Origin of the sequence: Curtobacterium sp. PhB115, from assembly GCF_003752025.1 — a bacterium.
Taxonomy (GTDB): Bacteria; Actinomycetota; Actinomycetes; order Actinomycetales; family Microbacteriaceae; genus Curtobacterium.
The window spans coordinates 747,276-764,526 of the sequence record NZ_RJKR01000006.1 but is presented as its reverse complement, the minus strand read 5'-3'; the positions used below and the strand labels follow the sequence as shown (position 1 = coordinate 764,526).

At 71.2% G+C, this 17,251-nt stretch carries 16 protein-coding genes; 7 read left to right on the top strand and 9 right to left on the bottom strand.

The window, feature by feature from the left end:
* Positions 1-14: 14 nt before the first annotated feature.
* Genes EDF19_RS09285 through EDF19_RS09275 form a run of 3 tightly spaced genes read left to right on the top strand, consistent with a single transcriptional unit; the run spans position 15 to position 2,940 of the window.
* Positions 15-1,007, top strand: coding sequence for a substrate-binding domain-containing protein (locus tag EDF19_RS09285; RefSeq protein ID WP_311317102.1), 993 nt, complete (start codon positions 15-17; stop codon positions 1,005-1,007).
* Positions 1,004-2,044: an ABC transporter permease gene (locus tag EDF19_RS09280; RefSeq protein WP_123680570.1), complete on the top strand. Its 1,041-nt coding sequence runs from the start codon at positions 1,004-1,006 to the stop codon at positions 2,042-2,044. The genes EDF19_RS09285 and EDF19_RS09280 overlap by 4 nt, the downstream gene beginning before the upstream one ends.
* Positions 2,044-2,940 (top strand): ATP-binding cassette domain-containing protein, encoded by an 897-nt coding sequence (locus EDF19_RS09275; RefSeq protein WP_123680569.1) that lies wholly within the window; start codon positions 2,044-2,046, stop codon positions 2,938-2,940. Before EDF19_RS09280 ends, EDF19_RS09275 begins: the two co-directional genes overlap by 1 nt.
* 118 nt (positions 2,941-3,058) lie before the next feature.
* On the opposite strand, the gene EDF19_RS09270 is transcribed toward EDF19_RS09275, so the two are convergent.
* Complete coding sequence (locus tag EDF19_RS09270) at positions 3,059-4,510, bottom strand: sugar porter family MFS transporter (RefSeq protein WP_123680568.1); 1,452 nt, start codon at positions 4,508-4,510, stop codon at positions 3,059-3,061.
* A 226-nt stretch (positions 4,511-4,736) separates the two neighbouring features.
* Between EDF19_RS09270 and EDF19_RS09265 the strand changes: the two genes are divergently transcribed.
* Together EDF19_RS09265 and EDF19_RS09260 are read left to right on the top strand one after the other, a co-directional pair.
* Positions 4,737-5,084: a metalloregulator ArsR/SmtB family transcription factor gene (locus EDF19_RS09265; RefSeq protein WP_148071066.1), complete on the top strand. Its 348-nt coding sequence runs from the start codon at positions 4,737-4,739 to the stop codon at positions 5,082-5,084.
* Complete coding sequence (locus tag EDF19_RS09260; protein ID WP_123680567.1) at positions 5,081-6,124, top strand: DMT family transporter; 1,044 nt, start codon at positions 5,081-5,083, stop codon at positions 6,122-6,124. The genes EDF19_RS09265 and EDF19_RS09260 overlap by 4 nt, the downstream gene beginning before the upstream one ends.
* 21 nt (positions 6,125-6,145) lie before the next feature.
* Here the strand turns inward: EDF19_RS09260 and EDF19_RS09255 are convergent, their stop codons facing one another.
* Positions 6,146-7,018 (bottom strand): N-acyl homoserine lactonase family protein, encoded by an 873-nt coding sequence (locus EDF19_RS09255; RefSeq protein ID WP_123680566.1) that lies wholly within the window; start codon positions 7,016-7,018, stop codon positions 6,146-6,148.
* Positions 7,019-7,093: 75 nt separating this feature from the next.
* Between EDF19_RS09255 and EDF19_RS09250 the strand changes: the two genes are divergently transcribed.
* Both EDF19_RS09250 and EDF19_RS09245 read left to right on the top strand, forming a co-directional pair.
* Entirely contained in the window at positions 7,094-7,744 is a 651-nt protein-coding gene (locus EDF19_RS09250) for a cyclase family protein (RefSeq protein WP_221180639.1), read from the top strand.
* Between the two features lie 26 nt (positions 7,745-7,770).
* Positions 7,771-8,454 carry an alpha/beta fold hydrolase gene (locus tag EDF19_RS09245; protein WP_123680682.1) on the top strand — a complete coding sequence of 228 codons (684 nt, stop codon included), beginning with the start codon at positions 7,771-7,773 and terminating at the stop codon, positions 8,452-8,454.
* A gap of 17 nt (positions 8,455-8,471) precedes the next feature.
* On the opposite strand, the gene EDF19_RS09240 is transcribed toward EDF19_RS09245, so the two are convergent.
* The 7 genes from EDF19_RS09240 to EDF19_RS09210 form a co-directional block, all read right to left on the bottom strand.
* A complete protein-coding gene (locus EDF19_RS09240; protein ID WP_123680565.1) occupies positions 8,472-9,749 on the bottom strand; it encodes an amidohydrolase family protein in 1,278 nt (425 codons plus the stop codon).
* Between the two features lie 20 nt (positions 9,750-9,769).
* Positions 9,770-10,588 (bottom strand): ABC transporter ATP-binding protein, encoded by an 819-nt coding sequence (locus tag EDF19_RS09235; protein WP_123680564.1) that lies wholly within the window; start codon positions 10,586-10,588, stop codon positions 9,770-9,772.
* Entirely contained in the window at positions 10,585-12,342 is a 1,758-nt protein-coding gene (locus tag EDF19_RS09230) for a dipeptide/oligopeptide/nickel ABC transporter permease/ATP-binding protein (RefSeq protein WP_260217046.1), read from the bottom strand. The genes EDF19_RS09235 and EDF19_RS09230 overlap by 4 nt, the downstream gene beginning before the upstream one ends.
* Entirely contained in the window at positions 12,335-13,405 is a 1,071-nt protein-coding gene (locus EDF19_RS09225; RefSeq protein ID WP_123680563.1) for an ABC transporter permease, read from the bottom strand. The genes EDF19_RS09230 and EDF19_RS09225 overlap by 8 nt, the downstream gene beginning before the upstream one ends.
* Before the next feature lie 85 nt (positions 13,406-13,490).
* Positions 13,491-15,071, bottom strand: coding sequence for an ABC transporter substrate-binding protein (locus tag EDF19_RS09220; protein ID WP_185022758.1), 1,581 nt, complete (start codon positions 15,069-15,071; stop codon positions 13,491-13,493).
* A 110-nt stretch (positions 15,072-15,181) separates the two neighbouring features.
* Positions 15,182-16,573: an amidohydrolase gene (locus EDF19_RS09215; protein WP_123680561.1), complete on the bottom strand. Its 1,392-nt coding sequence runs from the start codon at positions 16,571-16,573 to the stop codon at positions 15,182-15,184.
* Positions 16,566-17,171, bottom strand: coding sequence for a cysteine hydrolase family protein (locus EDF19_RS09210; protein WP_123680560.1), 606 nt, complete (start codon positions 17,169-17,171; stop codon positions 16,566-16,568). The genes EDF19_RS09215 and EDF19_RS09210 overlap by 8 nt, the downstream gene beginning before the upstream one ends.
* Between the last annotated feature and the right edge of the window lie 80 nt (positions 17,172-17,251).

The window sequence follows — 17,251 nt, the reverse complement described above, 5'->3', positions numbered from 1 at the left end:
CAAAGGAGTCTTCCGTGAAGCGCATCTCTGCAGTCATGGGCATCACCGCCGCGCTCGCGGCCAGTGCCCTCGTCCTCGCCGGTTGTTCCTCGCAGGGGGGTCGTGTCGCATCGAGCGACGACGACTCGTCCGGCGGGACCAGCAAGGACTCCGGCCTCACCATCGCCCTCGTCACCCACGCCGCCCCCGGCGACACGTTCTGGGACATCGTCCGGAAGGGTGCAGAGGACGCCGCGAAGAAGGACGGCGTCAAGCTCCTCTACGCCTCCGACCCCGACGGATCCAAGCAGGCACAGCTCGTGCAGCAGTACACCGACCAGAAGGTGGACGGCATCGCGGTGTCGCTCGCCAAGCCCGACGCGCTGAAGAGCTCGGTGCAGGCAGCCGAGAAGGCCGGCATCCCCGTGGTGTCCTTCAACTCCGGCAGCGACGCGTACTCGGCGCTCGGCATCCTGGCGCACTTCGGGCAGGACGAGTCGGTCGCCGGCGAAGCGGTCGGCAACGAGCTGAAGAAGCAGGGCCTGTCGAAGCCGATCTGCGTCATCCAGGAGCAGGGCAACGTCGCACTCGAAGCACGGTGCGGCGGCATCAAGAAGGTCCTGCCCGACACCGAGACGCTCTACGTCAACGGCACGGACAACAGCGCCGTGCAGTCGACGGTGACCGCGAAGCTCCAGGCGGACAGCAGCGCGGACGTCGTCGTGGGGCTCGGTGCCCCGTACACCGCGGTGATCCTCAAGGCGGTCAAGGCCGCCGGCAGCGACATCAAGGTCGCCTCGTTCGACCTCAACGCCTCGCTCGCCAAGAGCATCAAGTCCGGCGACGTCCTGTTCACCGTGGACCAGCAGCCGTTCATGCAGGGCTACGAGTCGATCGACTCGATCGTCCTCTACAAGCAGGGCGGCTTCGTCCTCGGTGGCGGCAAGCCGACCCTGACCGGACCGGCCATCGTCGACTCGTCGAACATCGGCAAGGTCCTGCAGTACGCCGAGGACGGTCTGCGGTGACCGCCGCAGGGCTCGTCCCCGCGGGTGACGAGCGGCTCGCCGCCCGCAGCCCCGTCCGGAAGCTCCTCGGCCGCCCCGAGGTGGGTGCGGTGGTCGGCGCGATCGCGATGTTCGTGTTCTTCGCCGTCATCGCCCCGGTGTTCGTGCAGCCCGACTCGATCTCGACGGTCCTCTACGGCTCGTCGACCATCGGGATCATGGCGGTCGGCGTCTCGCTGCTCATGATCGGCGGGGAGTTCGACCTCTCCGCCGGCGTCGGGGTCATCTCCTCGTCACTGACCGCGAGCCTGTTCGCCTGGTACTTCTCCACGAACGTCTGGGTGGGCGTGTTCCTCGCGCTCGTCTTCTCGCTCGGCGTCGGCTTCGTCAACGGGTGGATCCTCGTCCGGACGAAGCTCCCCTCGTTCATCGTCACCCTGGCGACGTTCCTGATGCTCACCGGCCTGAACCTCGCGGTCACCCGCCTGGTGTCCGGCTCGGTGTCAACCCTGGACGTCTCGCAGCTCGACGGCTTCGCGCTGGCGGAGCAGATGTTCGCCGCCGACGTCCCGGTCTTCGGCATCACGGTGAAGATCACCGTCTTCATCTGGATCGCGCTCGTGATCATCGCGTCCTGGGTGCTCCTCCGCACCCGGGTCGGCAACTGGATCTTCGCCGTCGGCGGGGACGAGAACGCCGCCCGCGCCGTCGGTGTCCCGGTCACGAAGACGAAGATCGGCCTGTTCATGGGCGTCGGCTTCTGCGCCTGGATCGGCGGCATGCACAACCTGTTCGCCTTCAACGTCGTGCAGTCCGGCGAGGGCGTGGGGAACGAGTTCCTCTACATCATCGCCGCGGTCATCGGCGGCTGCCTGCTCACCGGTGGATACGGATCCGCGGTCGGCGGTGCCATCGGTGCCCTGATCTTCGGGATGGCGAACAAGGGCATCGTCTACGCGCAGTGGAACCCGGACTGGTTCAAGTTCTTCCTCGGGCTGATGCTGCTGCTCGCCACCATCATCAACCTCATCGTCAAGAAACGAGCGGAGCAGAAGTGATGCCCGAAACCGCGAACCCCACCACGCAGGTCGTCGACGTCCCGGTGTCGGAGACCTCCGAGACCGTCGCCGGCGCACCGCACCTCATCGCCCTCCGCGACGTCGGCAAGCACTACGGCAACGTCATCGCCCTGTCCGACATCACGATGGACGTGGACGCCGGCCGCGTGACGTGCGTCCTCGGCGACAACGGCGCCGGCAAGTCGACCCTGATCAAGATCATCGCCGGGCTCCACCAGCACGATGCCGGCACCTTCTCGATCATGGGCGAGGACCGGAAGCTCTCGTCGCCGCGAGACGCCCTCGACGCCGGCATCGCGGCGGTCTACCAGGACCTCGCGGTCGTGCCGCTGATGCCGATCTGGCGGAACTTCTTCCTCGGCTCGGAGCTGCGGAACCGGCTCGGCATGCTCGACGTCCCGGCGATGAAGCGCATCACCAAGCAGGAGCTGCTCGACATGGGCATCGACCTGCGCGACGTCGACCAGCCCATCGGCACCCTGTCCGGCGGTGAGAAGCAGTGCGTCGCGATCGCCCGCGCCGTATACTTCGGCGCCAAGGCGCTCATCCTGGACGAGCCGACCGCCGCCCTCGGCGTGAAGCAGTCCGGTGTCGTGCTGAAGTACATCCTCCGGGCCCGCGACCGCGGTCTCGGCGTCATCTTCATCACGCACAACCCGCACCACGCCTACCCGGTGGGCGACCGCTTCCTGCTGCTCCGCCGCGGCAAGAGCATCGGGTACTTCGAGAAGAGCGGCATCACCCTGCCAGAGCTCACCGGCATGATGGCCGGCGGCGCCGAGCTCGAGGAGCTCGCGCACGAACTCGAGCAGGTCGGAGGGCAGTCCGAGCGCATCGAGGAGATCCGCGCAGCGGAGGTCGTCCCCGGCGCGTAGGCGGACGGACCGCACGCGGCCCGAGAACGGGCAACGGACGGACGGGAGGCCCGTGGCGACACCGCCACGGGCCTCCCGTTCGTCGTCCTGGTCGTCCACCGCGTCGGCCGTCAGGCCGTCACGCCGTCGCGTCCTGCATCTCGTGCTCGATGTCGGTGAGCGACTTGCCGCCGGTCTCCGGCACCGCCTGGCGGACGAAGACGACCCCCGCGACCCCGATCACGGCGAAGGCGACGAAGGTCCATGCGCCGCCGATCGCGTGCACCACCGGCAGGAACGCCAGCGACACCGCCCAGTTCGCCAGCCAGAGGAACACGCCGGCGACGCCCATCCCGATGCCACGGACCGCCGAGGGCACGAGCTCCGAGATGATCAGCCAGGTCGTCGTCGCGACCGCGGACTGCTGGAACGCGAGGAAGAGCACCATCACGCCGAGCGTCAGGTAGCTGTAGCCGGGGCCGAGCTCGGTGAGCGGGAACGTGCACCCGAGGGCCACGAGCGAGATGACGCCGCCGAGGGAACCGCCGATGAGCAGCTTCTTGCGCGGGACCCGGTCGACGAGTCGCAGGCCGACGATCGTGGCCAGGACGCTGATGACGCCGATCGCGATCGTCGCGACCACCGCGGTCGACGACGGCAGGCCGGTGTCGACGAGGAGCGTCGGCGCGAAGTAGATCACCGTGTTCACCCCGGTGGCCTGCTGCAGCACGGCGACGCCGACGGCGATCAGGACGGAGCGCCGGACCCAGGGCTCCCGGAAGCCGCTCCAGCCCTGGCTCTCGGCGGACTGGGACTCCTGGGCCTCGCGGATCGTCCGGAGCTGCCGGTGCGCCTCGCGCTCCGGGTAGGTCCGACGCAGCACCTGCAACGCATCGCCTGCCCGATCACGCATCCGGTACCAGGTCGGCGTGTCCGGCAGCAGGAGCATCCCGACCACGAGGACGACCGCCGGGATCGCGGCCAGTCCGAGCATCCACCGCCAGGCGCCGTACTGCGCCAGCCACGCGTTGACGAGGTAGGCGAGGAGCTGCCCCGTGACGATCATCAACGAGTTGAGGGAGACCAGGCGCCCGCGGATGTCCGACGGCGCCATCTCCGCGATGTAGAGGGGCACGATGATCGACGACACCCCGACCGCGAGCCCGAGCACGACCCGGCTGACGAGCAGGACGGCGTAGTCCGGGGCGAACGCGCACCCGACGGTGGCGACGATGAAGACGACGCCGGCCAGCACCAGCGCGAGTCGCCGGCCGACCCGGTCCGCGACGCGCCCTCCGGCGAGCGCGCCGACCGCCGCACCGATGAGCAGGACACTGGTGACCATGCCCTCCTCGAACACGCTGAGGTCGAAGTCCGAGGAGACGTAGAGCAGTGCGCCGGAGATGACCCCCGTGTCGTAGCCGAAGAGCGCCCCGCCGACCGCTGCCACCGCCGCGACCACGCGGACGAACCGTTTGCGGGCCTTCGCGTCGGGCGGGAGGACCGGGATCGCGGTCGTCTCGACGCCGACGGTGTAGGCGCTGCGGTCCTCGGGGGTGCGGGTCCGCGGGGTGCGGGCTGGCAGGGGCATCTCGGTCCTTCGATGTGCGGCGGACAGCGCATCGACGGTGATGTCCTCGGGGGTGTCTGATCGGGGACGAGCGTACGCACCACCCCGGGAGGGCCGTTACCGAACACCCAGGTTTCTCGTCGATCGGACGATGACCGATCGCGGTGAGAACGGCGCGCCACGTGCACCGCCACTTGCGGTCGGCCCAAGAGCCGTGCAGTATCTGCATGTGCACGCAGACAAGCAGATGTGTGGGTTGAACCCCGAGTCCGAGTACGTCGAACTGGCCGTCGAGGTCTTCGCGATGCTCGCCGACGCCACCCGCGTCCGGATCGTCCTGGCCCTCCGGAACGCCGACGAGATGTCCGTGAACCACCTCGCCGACGTCGTCGACAAGAGCCCGGCCGCGGTCTCCCAGCACCTCGCGAAGCTGCGGCTCGCGCGGATGGTGTCCACCCGGCGCGAGGGCACGACCGTGTTCTACCGGCTCACCGACGAGCACGCGTCGGAGCTCGTGGTCGACGCCGTGAAGCAGGCCGAGCACGCCGTCGGCACCGCACCGCACCACCACCGCTCCGACGCCGCGAGCGCATGACCGCGGCACTGGCGAACCGGGGCGTGCAGGCAGCGCTGCTGTCGGCCGTCCTGTTCGGCGCAGGGACCCCGCTGGCGAAACTCCTCCTCGGCGACGTCAGCCCGTGGATGCTCGCCGGTCTGCTCTACTGCGGCTCCGGGATCGGGCTGACGATCGTGCGTCTCGTGCGCCGTGCACCGCGGGTGCGTCTGGCACGCGGTGACGTCCTGCCGCTCGCCGGCGCGATCGCTGCCGGTGGCGTCGCCGGCCCCGTCCTGCTGCTGCTCGGGTTGGCGAACATGCCCGCCTCGGGCGCGTCCTTGCTCCTCAACGCAGAGGGGGTGTTCACCGCGGCACTGGCCTGGTTCGTGTTCCGGGAGAACTTCGACCGACGCATCGCGCTCGGCATGCTCGCGATCGTGGCCGGGGCCGTGGTCCTCAGCGCCCCGTCGGGGGCGAACTTCGGCTCGCCGTGGCCGTCCCTGGCGATCCTCGGTGCCTGCCTGTGCTGGGGACTCGACAACAACCTCACCCGGAAGGTGTCCCTCACCGACGCGACCTGGCTCGCCGCGGTGAAGGGGGTCGTCGCCGGACCGGTCAACCTCGTGCTGGCGTTCGCGCTCGGTGCGACGCTCCCGGCCTGGCCGGCGATCAGCGGAGCACTCGTGGTCGGGTTCTTCGCGTACGGGGTCAGCCTCGCGCTGTTCATCGTCGCGATGCGCCACGTCGGGACCGCACGGGCCGGCGCGTACTACTCGATCGCCCCGTTCTTCGGTGCCGTCCTGGCGTTCGCGTTCGGCGACCGGATCACCTGGCCGTTCCTCGTCGCCGGGGCACTCATGGCCGTCGGGGTCTGGCTGCACCTGACCGAGCGGCACGAGCACGAGCACACGCACGAGCCGATGACCCATGACCACTGGCACACCCACGACGAGCACCACCAGCACGAGCCCGACGAACCCGTGCCGGCCGGTACCTGGCACAAGCACGAGCACCACCACGAGCGGCTGACGCACACGCACGAGCACTACCCGGACGCGCACCACCGCCACACGCACTGAGCGGGAGGCAGCCCGGGACCGTCACGGCGCCGGCGCCGCTGCGGGCGCAGGCGCCAGCGCGGGCGCGGGCTCGGGCTCGGGCGCCGGCGCAGGCACGGGCACGGGCGCCCACGCGTGCCAGCTCGGGTCGTGCCCGGGCCAGACCTCGACCCCGTCCATGGCCGCGAGGTCGGCCAGTCGCTCGACCGCCCGTTCGGCGAGCCGCTCGCCGCCCGGGCCGCCGGTCCAGCCGCAGGGGATCCGCTCGACGACGTTGCGCTCCAGGTCGGCCGCGTCGCAGGCGAGCACGACCGATCGCCCGGGCAGGTCGACGCGGAACGACTGGTGCCCCGGCGTGTGCCCGGCGGTGTCGAGCGCCGAGAACCCGGCGGCGAGCACCGTGTCGCCGTCGACGAGCCGCACGTCGACGTCGGCACCGAGGACGTCGGACGGGATCACCGTCTCCCGTCGACCCGCGCCGGCCTGCAGCCAGTCCCACTCCCGCCGCTGCAGCACCACCGGCGTGCCGGCCGGGGCGAGCCGGAGCCCGCCGGTGTGGTCGAGGTGGACGTGCGAGAGCGCCGAGAACCCGAGGTCGGCCCAGTCGAGCCCGGCCGCGGCGATGCCCTCGGCGAGCGCGTCGCCCGGTGGGACGACGGCGGTGTAGCTCTCGTAGTCGTAGTACTGCTTCCGCAGCGTCGGATCGCGGACGACGTCGAGGTTGAAGCCGCCGTCGATCAGCGCCCAGCCGTCCGCGAAGCAGACCGCAGCGGCCGTGACGGGTTCGAGCAGGAACCGCGCCGGGTCCCCGCCGCGGAGCGACACGGACTCCGGGATCGGCTCCCACCCGAGCACGAGGGGCACGATCCGGGTCGGGGGTCCACCGAGGTCGAACAGCGGGGCGGAGTCGGGCATCCGTTGCACCTCTCGTCAAGTTGGATACAATCTAGCCCAATACGAATCCATTCTGCAGGAGTTCCCGGAGGACCCGTGACCGACGCGATCGACATCAACATCCCCATCTCCCCCGAGATGCTGCACTGGGGCAGGCGCCCCACCTTCGAGATGGTCGAGGAGATCGCGAACGGCTTCCCGTCGGACGTCTCCCGCTGGCTGATCGGAGCGCACACGGGCACGCACGTCGACGCTCCGTCGCACTTCGTCCCCGGTGCGACGACGGTGGACGAGATCGCGCTCGAGAGCGTGGTCGGCCCCGCCCGCGTCCTGGACCTCCGGCACGTCGTCGAGGAGATCACCGCCGGCGACCTCGAGGCGGCGGGTGCGGCCGGTGCCGAGCGCGTGCTGTTCCGCACCCGGAACTCGACCGACGCGCTGACCCGGAACGAGCGGTCGGAGACGTGGGTCGGGCTCGGCCCGAGCGGCGCGCAGTGGCTCGTCGACCGCGGGGTGCGCTTCGCCGGCATCGACTACATGACGATGGAGGCCCCCGCCCGCACCGAGGCGTGGCCGACGCACGTCGCGCTCTGCGGCGCAGGCATCGTGATCCTCGAGAACGCGGACCTGTCCGAGGTCGAGCCAGGCGACTACCTCATGGTGTGCCAACCGGTGCCGTTCGCGGGCCGTGAAGCCGCCCCCGCGCCCACCGTCCTGCTCCCCCTGACCGCGGCGGTCGGCGCGTGAGCGCGGTCGGCGCGGACACTGCGGCCGTGCACGTGGTCCTGGTCCACGGCGCCGGCGGGTCGCCGTCCACGTGGTCCTCGGTCGCCCCGCTCCTGCGCGGCCGGGGGTTCGGGGTCACGCTCGCCGACAACCCGATGACCTCGCTCCGTGACGACGAGGCCTCGGTCCGCGCGCTCGTCGACGGCATCGACGGCCCGGTCCTGCTCGTCGGACACTCGTACGGCGGCGCCGTCATCACGAACGCCGGGACGCACGAACGCGTCGTCGGGCTCGTCTACGTCGCGGCGTTCGCGCCGGACGAGGGTGAGTCGGTGACCGGGATCGTCAGTGCCCGCGAGCCGGCCCTGGTCTCGCAGTACTCCGACCGCGGCCCGGACGGCGAGTGGATCACGCGCGACGACGACGAGGCGCGACGGGCCCTCGCCTGGGACGTGCCCGAGGACGTGTTGCTGGCATCCCGCACCGAGGAGCGCCGACCGACAGCCGATGCCGCGTTCCAGCAGCCCACCGGTGAGCCCGCCTGGCGTACCCGTCCGACCTGGTACGTGCTCGCGACGCGTGACGCGCACCTGCTGCCCGAGATCCAGCGCGACTTCGTCGCTCGCATGGGAGCGACGGTCGACGAGGTCGACACGAGCCACGCCGTCGCGCACGCCGCCCCGGACCGGGTCGTCGCGGTCATCGAGCGCGCCGCCGCCGCGCTGCGTTGAGCGGGTGGTGACCACGGTCAGGAGGCTGTGGTCACCAGTCCGTCCAGGTCCTTGACCACACGACCGGACTGCAGGACCGCGCGCACGCTGGCAGCGTCGGCGAGCGCGCCGACGTCGGCGAGGGGATCGACGCTCGAGACGACCAGGTCGCCGGTCTTGCCGCGCTCGACGGAGCCGAGCCGGGCCTCCAGTCCGAGCAGTCGGGCACCCTGCAGGGTGCCGGCCGTGATCGCGTCGAGCGGCGACAGGCCGACCTGCACGAAGCGGGCGAGCTCTGCGAGGTTCCGGCCGTGCGGGTGCACGCCCGCGTCGGTGCCGAGCGCGACGGGGACCCCGGCGGAAACCGCGCGGCGCACGCTGTCGAGACCGCGCGCGTGCAGCACGGCGCGCTGTTCGAGGCGTTCGGCCGACGCGGTCGCGGGGTCGAGTTCGCGCAGGAGCGTGCTCAGCGTGGGCACCAGCACCGTCCCGCGCTCGACCATCAGCGCGATGGTCTCGTCGTGCAGGTCGTAGCCGTGCTCGATGCTGGATGCTCCGCCGAGCACCGCTGCCCTGGCCGCCGCGTCGGTGAGGGCGTGCGCCGTGACAGGGCGGCCGCCGCGTTCGCCGACCAGGCGGACGACGAGCCGGACCTGCTCCTCGGTGATGCCGACGTCGTCCGGGTCGTCGGTCGGCGAACCGACCCCGCCCGAGGTCGAGACCTTGATCGCGTCGGCACCGGTGCGGAGCAGCGAGCGGACCATCCGGACGACGTCCTCGTCGGTGTCGACGACGCCGGGTGCCGGCATGCCGGGCCGCACGGCCCAGGCCGGCAGGGAGCCGTTCGGCCGGACCGGGTCGGCGTGCCCACCCGTCGGCGAGAGCATGGCGATCGCGAGGTGCAGCCGCGGACCGACGACGGTGCCGCGGGCGATCGCGTTGCGGTAGCCCGGTGTCAGCCCGTCCAGGTCCCGCGCCGTCGTGACGCCGGCGTGCAGGGTCGTGCGGAGCACCTGCGCGACCTCGAGCACGTCCTCTTCCGGGAACCGTGCGCGCTGCTCCTCGGGCGTCGTCGGCACCATGCTGAGGTGCACGTGCGCGTCGACGAAGCCGGGCAGCAGCCAGCGGCCGGACAGGTCGATCGTCGGGACCTCCGCGGCCGGGGCGCGCCGCGGACCGACGTAGGTGACGTCGCCGTCACGCAGCTCGACCTCGGCGTCGGCGCGCGGCGGAGCACCCGTGCCGTCCACCAGGGTCGCGCCGACCAGTCGGAGCACGCCGTCGGCGTGCGGGGTCGTCGGGAGTCGTGCCGCCACTGCGGGCCTTCCTGGGTCGGTCAGCCGGCCAGGCTGAAGCGTGCGGAGCCGGGGTCCGCGTCGAGGAGGCGACGCGTGTACCAGTGCTGGGGGTCGGCGTAGATCTGCTCGACCGGACCGGCCTCGACGACCTCGCCCTGGTAGAGCACGACGACCTCGTCGCTGACCCGCTGCACGACCGCCAGGTTGTGCGAGATGAACATCATCGTGAGGCCGAGGGACTCCTTGATGTCCGCGAGCAGCTCGAGGATCTGCGCCTGCACCGAGACGTCCAGCGCCGAGGTGATCTCGTCGGCGATCACCAGGTGCGGGTCGATGACCAGGCCGCGGGCGATGGCGATGCGCTGTCGTTGCCCGCCGGAGAACTCGTGCGGGTAGCGGTGCATCATGTCCCGCGACAGCCCGACGCGTTCGAGCCAGCCGCCGATGCGGTCCTCGTGGGTGGCGACGCGGGGGCGGACCGGGTCGATCGCCTCGGCCAGGGTCTGCGCGACGGTACGCCGTGGTGAGAGGGACGAGTACGGGTCCTGGGGGATCATCTGGATCCGGCGCCGGTAGCCGCGCAGGGTCGCTCGGTCGGCCGCCGCCAGGTCGACCCCGTCCACGGTGGCACTTCCCGACGCGGGCTTCACGGTGCCGACCAGCACCTTCGCGAGCGTGGACTTCCCCGAGCCGGACTCCCCGACGACACCGACCGTCCGACCCCGTTCGAGCCGGAGGTCGACGCCGTGCAGGACGGTCGTCGAGCCGAACGCGACGTCGAGGGCGCGGACGTCGATCATGGGGGCCGGGTCGGTGTCGGTTGCGCGGCGTTCGCGCGTCGTCGTGGTGTCGGTCATGCGTGTGCCTCCGCCTGTTCGGTGCGCGTGGACTCCGAGGGCACGGTGGACTCCGGCACCGTCACGACCGGTGTCGCCGCCAGGAGCTGCTTCGTGTACGGGTGGTCGACGGTGTCCGGCGAGAGCCCCGCGACGTCGTCGATGCGCTCGACGATCTCGCCGTTCCGCATGACCAGGACCCGGTCGCAGAGTGCCCGGACGACCCCGAGGTCGTGGGAGATGAACAGCACGGCGGTGCCGGAGTCCTCGTTCATCCGCTTCAGCACGGTCAGGACCTCGCGCTGGACGGTGACGTCGAGGGCGGTGGTCGGCTCGTCCGCGATGAGCAGGTCGGGCTTCGTGCTCATCGCCGACGCGATCATCGCGCGCTGCTTCATGCCGCCGGAGAGCTGGTGCGGGTACTGGCGCAGTCGGCCCTCGGGATCGGTCAGCATCACGGCACGGAAGCCCTGCGTCAGCAGGCGGATCGCGTCACGCCGGCTGTGTCGCAGCCGCATCCGGAGCACATCGGACAGCTGGATGCCGAGCACCATGGCCGGGTTCAGCGCCGTGCCCGGGTCCTGGTAGACGAGCCCGATGCGGGACGCCAGCACCCGGTCCGGCACGCGGCCGAGCAGGTCGACGCCGCCGAGTTCGAGCCGGCGTGCGGAGCCGTCGAGCCCCTCACCCAGCAGCTTCGCGACCAGCGAGGCCGTCAGGGACTTGCCCGAGCCGGACTCACCGACGATCCCGAGCACCTCGCCCCGCCGGATCGTGAACGAGACGTCCTTGACCAGGGCGCGTCCGCTGGCTGCGTGCTGCACCGAGATGCCGTCGGCGACGAGCACGGCGTCGTCCTCGACCGCGAGCGACGACGCTCCGGTCGCCCTGGTGGTCCGGGCCCGCGTGGTGTTCGACCGGGGGTTCGCAGCCGCGGCGAGCCCGTCGCCGACGAGCAGGGCGGCGAGCGACGCGAAGGTGAGCGCGACCGCGGGGCCGACGATGACGACCGGGTTCACGACGATGCGGTCCAGGCCGTCGTTGAGCAGCGTGCCCCAGTCGAACGCGGGCGTCTGGGCGCCGAGTCCGATGAAGGACAGGCCGGAGATCTCGACCAGCGCGCCGGAGAAGGCGCCGGCGATCAGGATCAGCGTCGGCTCGGCCATGTTCGGCAGGACGTGCCGCATCGCGACCCGGTGCGCCGGGACACCCATCAGCCGAGCGGTGGTGACGTACTCGCTGGTGGAGATCTTCGCCGCCAGGTTCGCGGTCAGGCGGGCGAAGCCGGCGATGTTCGCGACCGCGATGGCGACGACGACCTGCACCATGCCCTGACCGAGGATCGCGGCGACGATGATGGCGACGAGCATCGTCGGGTAGCTGACCGCGAACTCGATCGCCCGCAGGCCGAGCTCGCGCACCCGTCGCGGTGCCAACCAGACACCGATGCCGAGCGCGATGCCGACCACCGCGGAGAGCGCGGTGGCCGCGAGCGCCATCAGGACCGTCGCCCGGGTCGCGACCAGGGTGCGCGCGAGCATGTCGCGCCCGAGCGTGTCGGTGCCGAGCGGGTGGGCGGCGGTCGAGCCGAGTCCGGCCGTACCGCCGATGCCGGTGGCCTGCGCGCCGAAGACGAACGGGGCGACGACCGCCACGACCAGGATGAGCCCGAACATCCCGAGGCCGACGACCAGCCCGCCGTTCCAGGCGAAGGTCCGGGGACGCGATGCCGGGTCGGTGGTGGCGGCCCGGACGGCGGTGATGGTGTCAGCCACGCTTCTCCCCGAGGGTGCGCGGGTCGATGAGACCCAGGATGATGTCGATGACGAGCGTGATCACGCGCGAGATGAGCCCGATCACGAAGACCGCGGCGCGGATCACCGGGTAGTCCTTGTCCACCGCGATCGCCTGCACGATGACGCCGCCGAGGCCCGGCCACGCGAAGACCGCCTCGGTGATGAGCGCCGACCCGAGCAGGGCCGTCAGGATGATCCCGGACAGCGTCAGTGCGGTGGTGAGCAGGTTCGGCAGCATGTGCTTCGCGTAGATCGACAGCGCCGGCAGCCGCCACCCGCGGGCGGTGCGCATGTAGTCCTGCTCGAGGATCACGGCGGTCTCGCGGCGGACGATGCGGGCCACCGAGCACGTGCCGCCGACGGTGAGCGAGGCGATCGGCAGCACCGCGGCCGCGCCGAAGTCGTACGCCGGCGAGTACGCGGGCGGCAACACGTGCAGCAGGACCGCGAAGACGACGACGAACCCGGTGGCGAGCACGTACGTCGGGATCGAGGAGATCAGGCCGGTGACCGCCGAGAACGAGACGTCGAGCCAGCGGTGCCGGTCGCCGCGGGTGAGGACCCCGACGGTCATGCCGAGTGCGAGTCCGAGGACGAGCAGCAGCAGGACCGCGGCGATCGTGATGGTGAGCGTGTACGGGACCGCCGTCATGACGATGTCCATCGCCGGCGCGCGGTACTTGTACGAGTCCCCGAAGTCCCCCTGCACGACGCCGGCGACGTAGTGCCAGAGCTGGACGGGGATCGGCTGGTCGAGACCGAGCTGGTGCCGGACGAGCTCGACCTGGGCGAGCGTCGCGGTGTCACCGGCGATGGCGGTGGCCGGGTCGCCGGGGATGAGCTGGACGATCAGGAACGTCACGAGGACGAGCAGGGCCAGGTTGATGACGAGGCCGACGGCGCGGCGGAGCAGGAAGCGGCGCCAGGCACCGCCGAGGCTCGCGGCCCGGGGCGCTGCGGCGGTCGGGGAGCCCGGGGTGCCCGGTGACCCGGGGGTGCCCGGACCGGGCACGGGGGGATGGTCGACGGTGGTGGTGCTCATCGCGGGTCCTCCTGGTGCTCCGGTCCGGGCTGGGGTGGTGCTTGGTGCTTGGTGCTTGGTGCTTGGTGCTTGTTCGGTCAGGCGATCAGGACACGATCCGCATCGCGGAGACGTCCCAGTAGCCGGAGAACACGTGGGTCTCGAAGCCCTTGCGAGCGACGTACCGGTGCGTGTCCGTGATGAGCGGTGTCATGTCGACGCGCTCGAGGATCGACTTCTGCGCCGTGGCGAAGTCCTCGCACTGCTGGTCGGCGTCCGATGTGGCCATCGCCGCCTGGTAGGCCGCGAGTCCCTCGGGGTTGTCGCTCGAGGACACGTTCGTGCCGCCCTCGGCGTACGTCGGACCGACGTAGCGCGCGATCGAGGTGTTGATCAGGCCGGTCTGAGCGTCCTCCGCCGCCACGGCGACGTCCCACGTCTTGGGCTCGGTGCGCATCTGCTTCGTCCAGTCGGCGGGGTCCGGCGCCGAGACCTTCACGGTCGCACCGGCGTTCCGCAGCGACTCCGCCAGGAAGTCGGCGGCGGGGTCCCAGTTCGACATGATGAGCAGGCGGATCGTCTTGCCCTTGAGCTCCTTCGCCGCGGCCTTCGCGTCGTAGGACTGCACCAGGGACGAGTCGTCCACCGCGCAGCGGTAGCTCGCTGCGTTCACCGTGTTCTGCTCGACCCCGAGTCCATCGAGACCGGCGTTGTTGAACCCCTTCGTGTCGATCGCCTGAGCAACCGCGGCGCGGAGCGGCTGGTCGTCGGCGAACACCGAGCCGGAGCCCTCGGCCTCGTTGAACACGAGGTTGTAGGCCGAGCTGGCGAACTTCACGGTGGAGTAGTCGTCGCCGCTGAAGCGCTCGGCGTTCGAGTCGTAGAAGCGTGCGACGTCGACACCGCCGGACTGCAGCAGGTTGGCGCTCGTGTTCGAGTCGCCCTGCACGGTCAGGTTGATGGTCTTCGCCGGCTCACCGGTGACGGTCTTCCACGCCGGCCAGGCGTCGTAGTCGGACCGCAGCGCGTAGGAGACGCTCTTGCCGGCCGAGGACTTCGCGAGCGTGTAGGGGCCGGACCACGCACCGTCGACGGTACCGGCCGCGAGGCCCTTCGTGTCGGCGAGACCGGCCGGGCAGATGATGCCGGTACCGGGGCGGGTCAGGCCACCGAGCAGCTGCGAGTACGGCTCGCTGAGCGAGATCGTCAGGGTGCCGGCGGAGTCGTCCGCGGTGAACTTCGGGTCGCCGGAACCGAAGGCCTGGTTCTTCCAGGTCTGCGCACCCGAGTCGTCGAGGCCGACCAGGTACTCGAAGGACTTCTCCACGACGGTCGGCGTGATCTCGGTGCCGTCGGAGCACGTGGCACCGTCGCGGATCGTGAACTCGTACTTCGACGCCGACTCGGCGTCCCACTTCGTCGCGAGTCCGCCGATGTAGCCGCCGTCGTCGCCCTCGCCCTGCCGGAGCAGGGTGTCGAAGCCGAGTCGTGCGACCTCGACGTCGGAGCTGGCCGACGCCTTCGCGGGGTCGAAGGTCGCCGGGGCATACCAGAGCTCGGCGTTGATCGTGTCGGTGGTCGACGAGCTGCTGCCACCGCCGGCGGAGCCGGACGCGGTGCACGCGCTCAGGGAGAGTCCGACGGCGGTCGCCAACGCGACGCCGACGAGGATGCGCTTCCTCACCATGGTGCTGTCCTCCTGTGGGATTCGGGGTGATGCCAGGGAGTCAGTCCCAGGAGCGGGTCCAACTTGGATCCAATCTAGGACAATCCGCATCCAACTGTGTTTCGAGTGGATTACATCTGGGTTGCACGAAGGTCGCTCCGGAAGACCGTCGCGCCGCCGACCTCGGTGCGCAGGACACGAGCAGCGGCGAACTCGTCGACCGTGCACGTGGCCGGGTCCACGTCGAGCAGCACCCAGTCCGCCAGGGCCCCGACGCGCAGCACACCACGGCGATCCTCGGCGAAGGACGCGTGCGCCGCACCGCGCGTGTAGGCCTCGACCGCCTCGAGCACCGAGAGCGCCTGCGACGGGCCGATCGGCTCGTCGAGGTCGCGCATCCGACGGGCCGCGGCGACGGGGACCACTTCTCGCGGGTCGAAGGGGAAGTACGGCGCGTCCGAACCCATGGCGACCGTGGCACCGGCGTCGACCCAGGTCCGCATCGGGTTGACCTCGTCGACGCGGCTGCCGAGCCGGCGCTGCAGTCCGGCGGCGTTCTTCCAGGCGATCGAGGGCTGCAGCGACGCGACGACCCCGAGGCGTGCCGCACGGTCCGCGCTCGCGGCGCTCGGTTCGAGGTACGCGTGGATGAGCTGGCAGCGGAGCCCGGCGACCGGTCGTCCCGTGTCCCGTTCCGCCGCCTCGAGCCCGTCGAGCACCTCGGCGACCGCACGACTCCCCACCGCGTGGACCCCGAGTCCCCACCCCCGGGCCACGCACGACGACGCCAGCCGCGCGAAGTCCGACGCCGAGATCCGTTGCACGCCGTGGTCGTCCCCGGTCCAGGGGCGGTCGAGCAGCGCCTGCCCCTTCATGCCCTCGCCGTCGTAGTAGACCTTGATCGGGCCGAGCCGGAGCCGGTCGTCGCCGTCACCGGTCACGCCGTCGACCGAGTCGAGCACCGCCAGGGCCGCGTCGACGTCGGGGACCGCTGCACTGCCGAGCTCGGGGTAGGGCATCGCGACCACACGCATGGTCAGGAGCCCCTGCCGGTGCGCCTCGCGGTACCCCTCGAGCTCGGGCAGCGTGACGGCCGGGTCGACGACGCCGGTGAAGCCCATCGCGTGCAGCAGGGGCTGGATGCGGCGGATCGCGGCGAGCCGGTCCTCGAGCGTCGGCGGTGCGTCACCGATCCAGTCCGGGGCGTCCGGGTCCGCGTCGCCGTCGGCGAGCATCGCGGCGGAGAAGGTCCGGGCGTCCGCGTCGGCGCCGACGAGCTGCAGCGCCTTCAGACCGGCGCGTTGCGCATGCGCGTGCGCGTCGGTGAACCCCGGCAGCACGGTGCCGGTGACGTGCTCCTCGACCGTGTCCCCTGGCGCCGCGGCCCGGACGTCGTCGAGCGCCCCGACCGCGGCGATCCGGTCCCCGACGACGAGCAGGGCATCGGCCGTCGGCTGCGCCGGGTCCATCGTCCGGATGTGCCCGACGACGATCCGCGCGGACGTGCCGATCGGCTCAGACACCGGCGGGCTCCCGCTCGTCGAGCCAGGTGCGCACGTCCGCCGCGGTCACCAGGGCATCCCGCTGCAGGTACCCGATCGCCTCGAGCGCCGCGTCGTGCGCGCGTTCGCTGGACCCGGCGACGCAGTCGGTCAGGACCCGGACGGCGTAGTCGTGCTGGTGGGCGTCGGCCGCCGTGTAGTGGATGCAGACGTCGGTGAGGCCGCCGACGAGCAGGACGGTGCCGGCCTTGTACGCCTTGAGCACGATCTCGAGCTCGGTGCCGAAGAACGCCGAGTAGCGCCGCTTGCGGATGACGAACTCCTCGGGCCGAGGGTCGATCCACGAGGCGAGCTCGGTCTGCTCCTCGCCCTCGATGCAGTGCGGGCCCTCGGCACCGTCGAGTTCACGGCCGATGTCGACGAGGTCCGGCTTGTGGACCTCTTGGATGAAGACGACCGGGACGCCCGATGCACGGCAGTGCTCGATGAGGTCGCGCACGCGCGGGGCGCGTTCGGCGCGGCCGCCCATCACGGGGATGCCCGGCGTGGGCAGCGTCGAGGCTGCTCCGCCCTGGATGTCGACGACGATCAGGACGGGGTTGCCGGAGACGGCGAGCATGCTGGTGGTTCCTTCCGGGACGGATCGTGCACTCGGGTGGGGGCCGGTGCGCGCCGTCGCCGTCATTCTGTGACGGGATC

Coding starts and splice junctions, on each gene's coding strand:
- EDF19_RS09275 (WP_123680569.1), top strand. CDS start 2,044: ATGCCCGAAACCGCGAACCCCACCACGCAGGTCGTCGACGTCCCGGTG.
- EDF19_RS09270 (WP_123680568.1), bottom strand. CDS start 4,510: ATGCCCCTGCCAGCCCGCACCCCGCGGACCCGCACCCCCGAGGACCGC.
- EDF19_RS09265 (WP_148071066.1), top strand. CDS start 4,737: ATGTGTGGGTTGAACCCCGAGTCCGAGTACGTCGAACTGGCCGTCGAG.
- EDF19_RS09260 (WP_123680567.1), top strand. CDS start 5,081: ATGACCGCGGCACTGGCGAACCGGGGCGTGCAGGCAGCGCTGCTGTCG.
- EDF19_RS09255 (WP_123680566.1), bottom strand. CDS start 7,018: ATGCCCGACTCCGCCCCGCTGTTCGACCTCGGTGGACCCCCGACCCGG.
- EDF19_RS09235 (WP_123680564.1), bottom strand. CDS start 10,588: ATGACCGACACCACGACGACGCGCGAACGCCGCGCAACCGACACCGAC.
- EDF19_RS09225 (WP_123680563.1), bottom strand. CDS start 13,405: ATGAGCACCACCACCGTCGACCATCCCCCCGTGCCCGGTCCGGGCACC.
- EDF19_RS09220 (WP_185022758.1), bottom strand. CDS start 15,071: ATGGTGAGGAAGCGCATCCTCGTCGGCGTCGCGTTGGCGACCGCCGTC.
- EDF19_RS09210 (WP_123680560.1), bottom strand. CDS start 17,171: ATGCTCGCCGTCTCCGGCAACCCCGTCCTGATCGTCGTCGACATCCAG.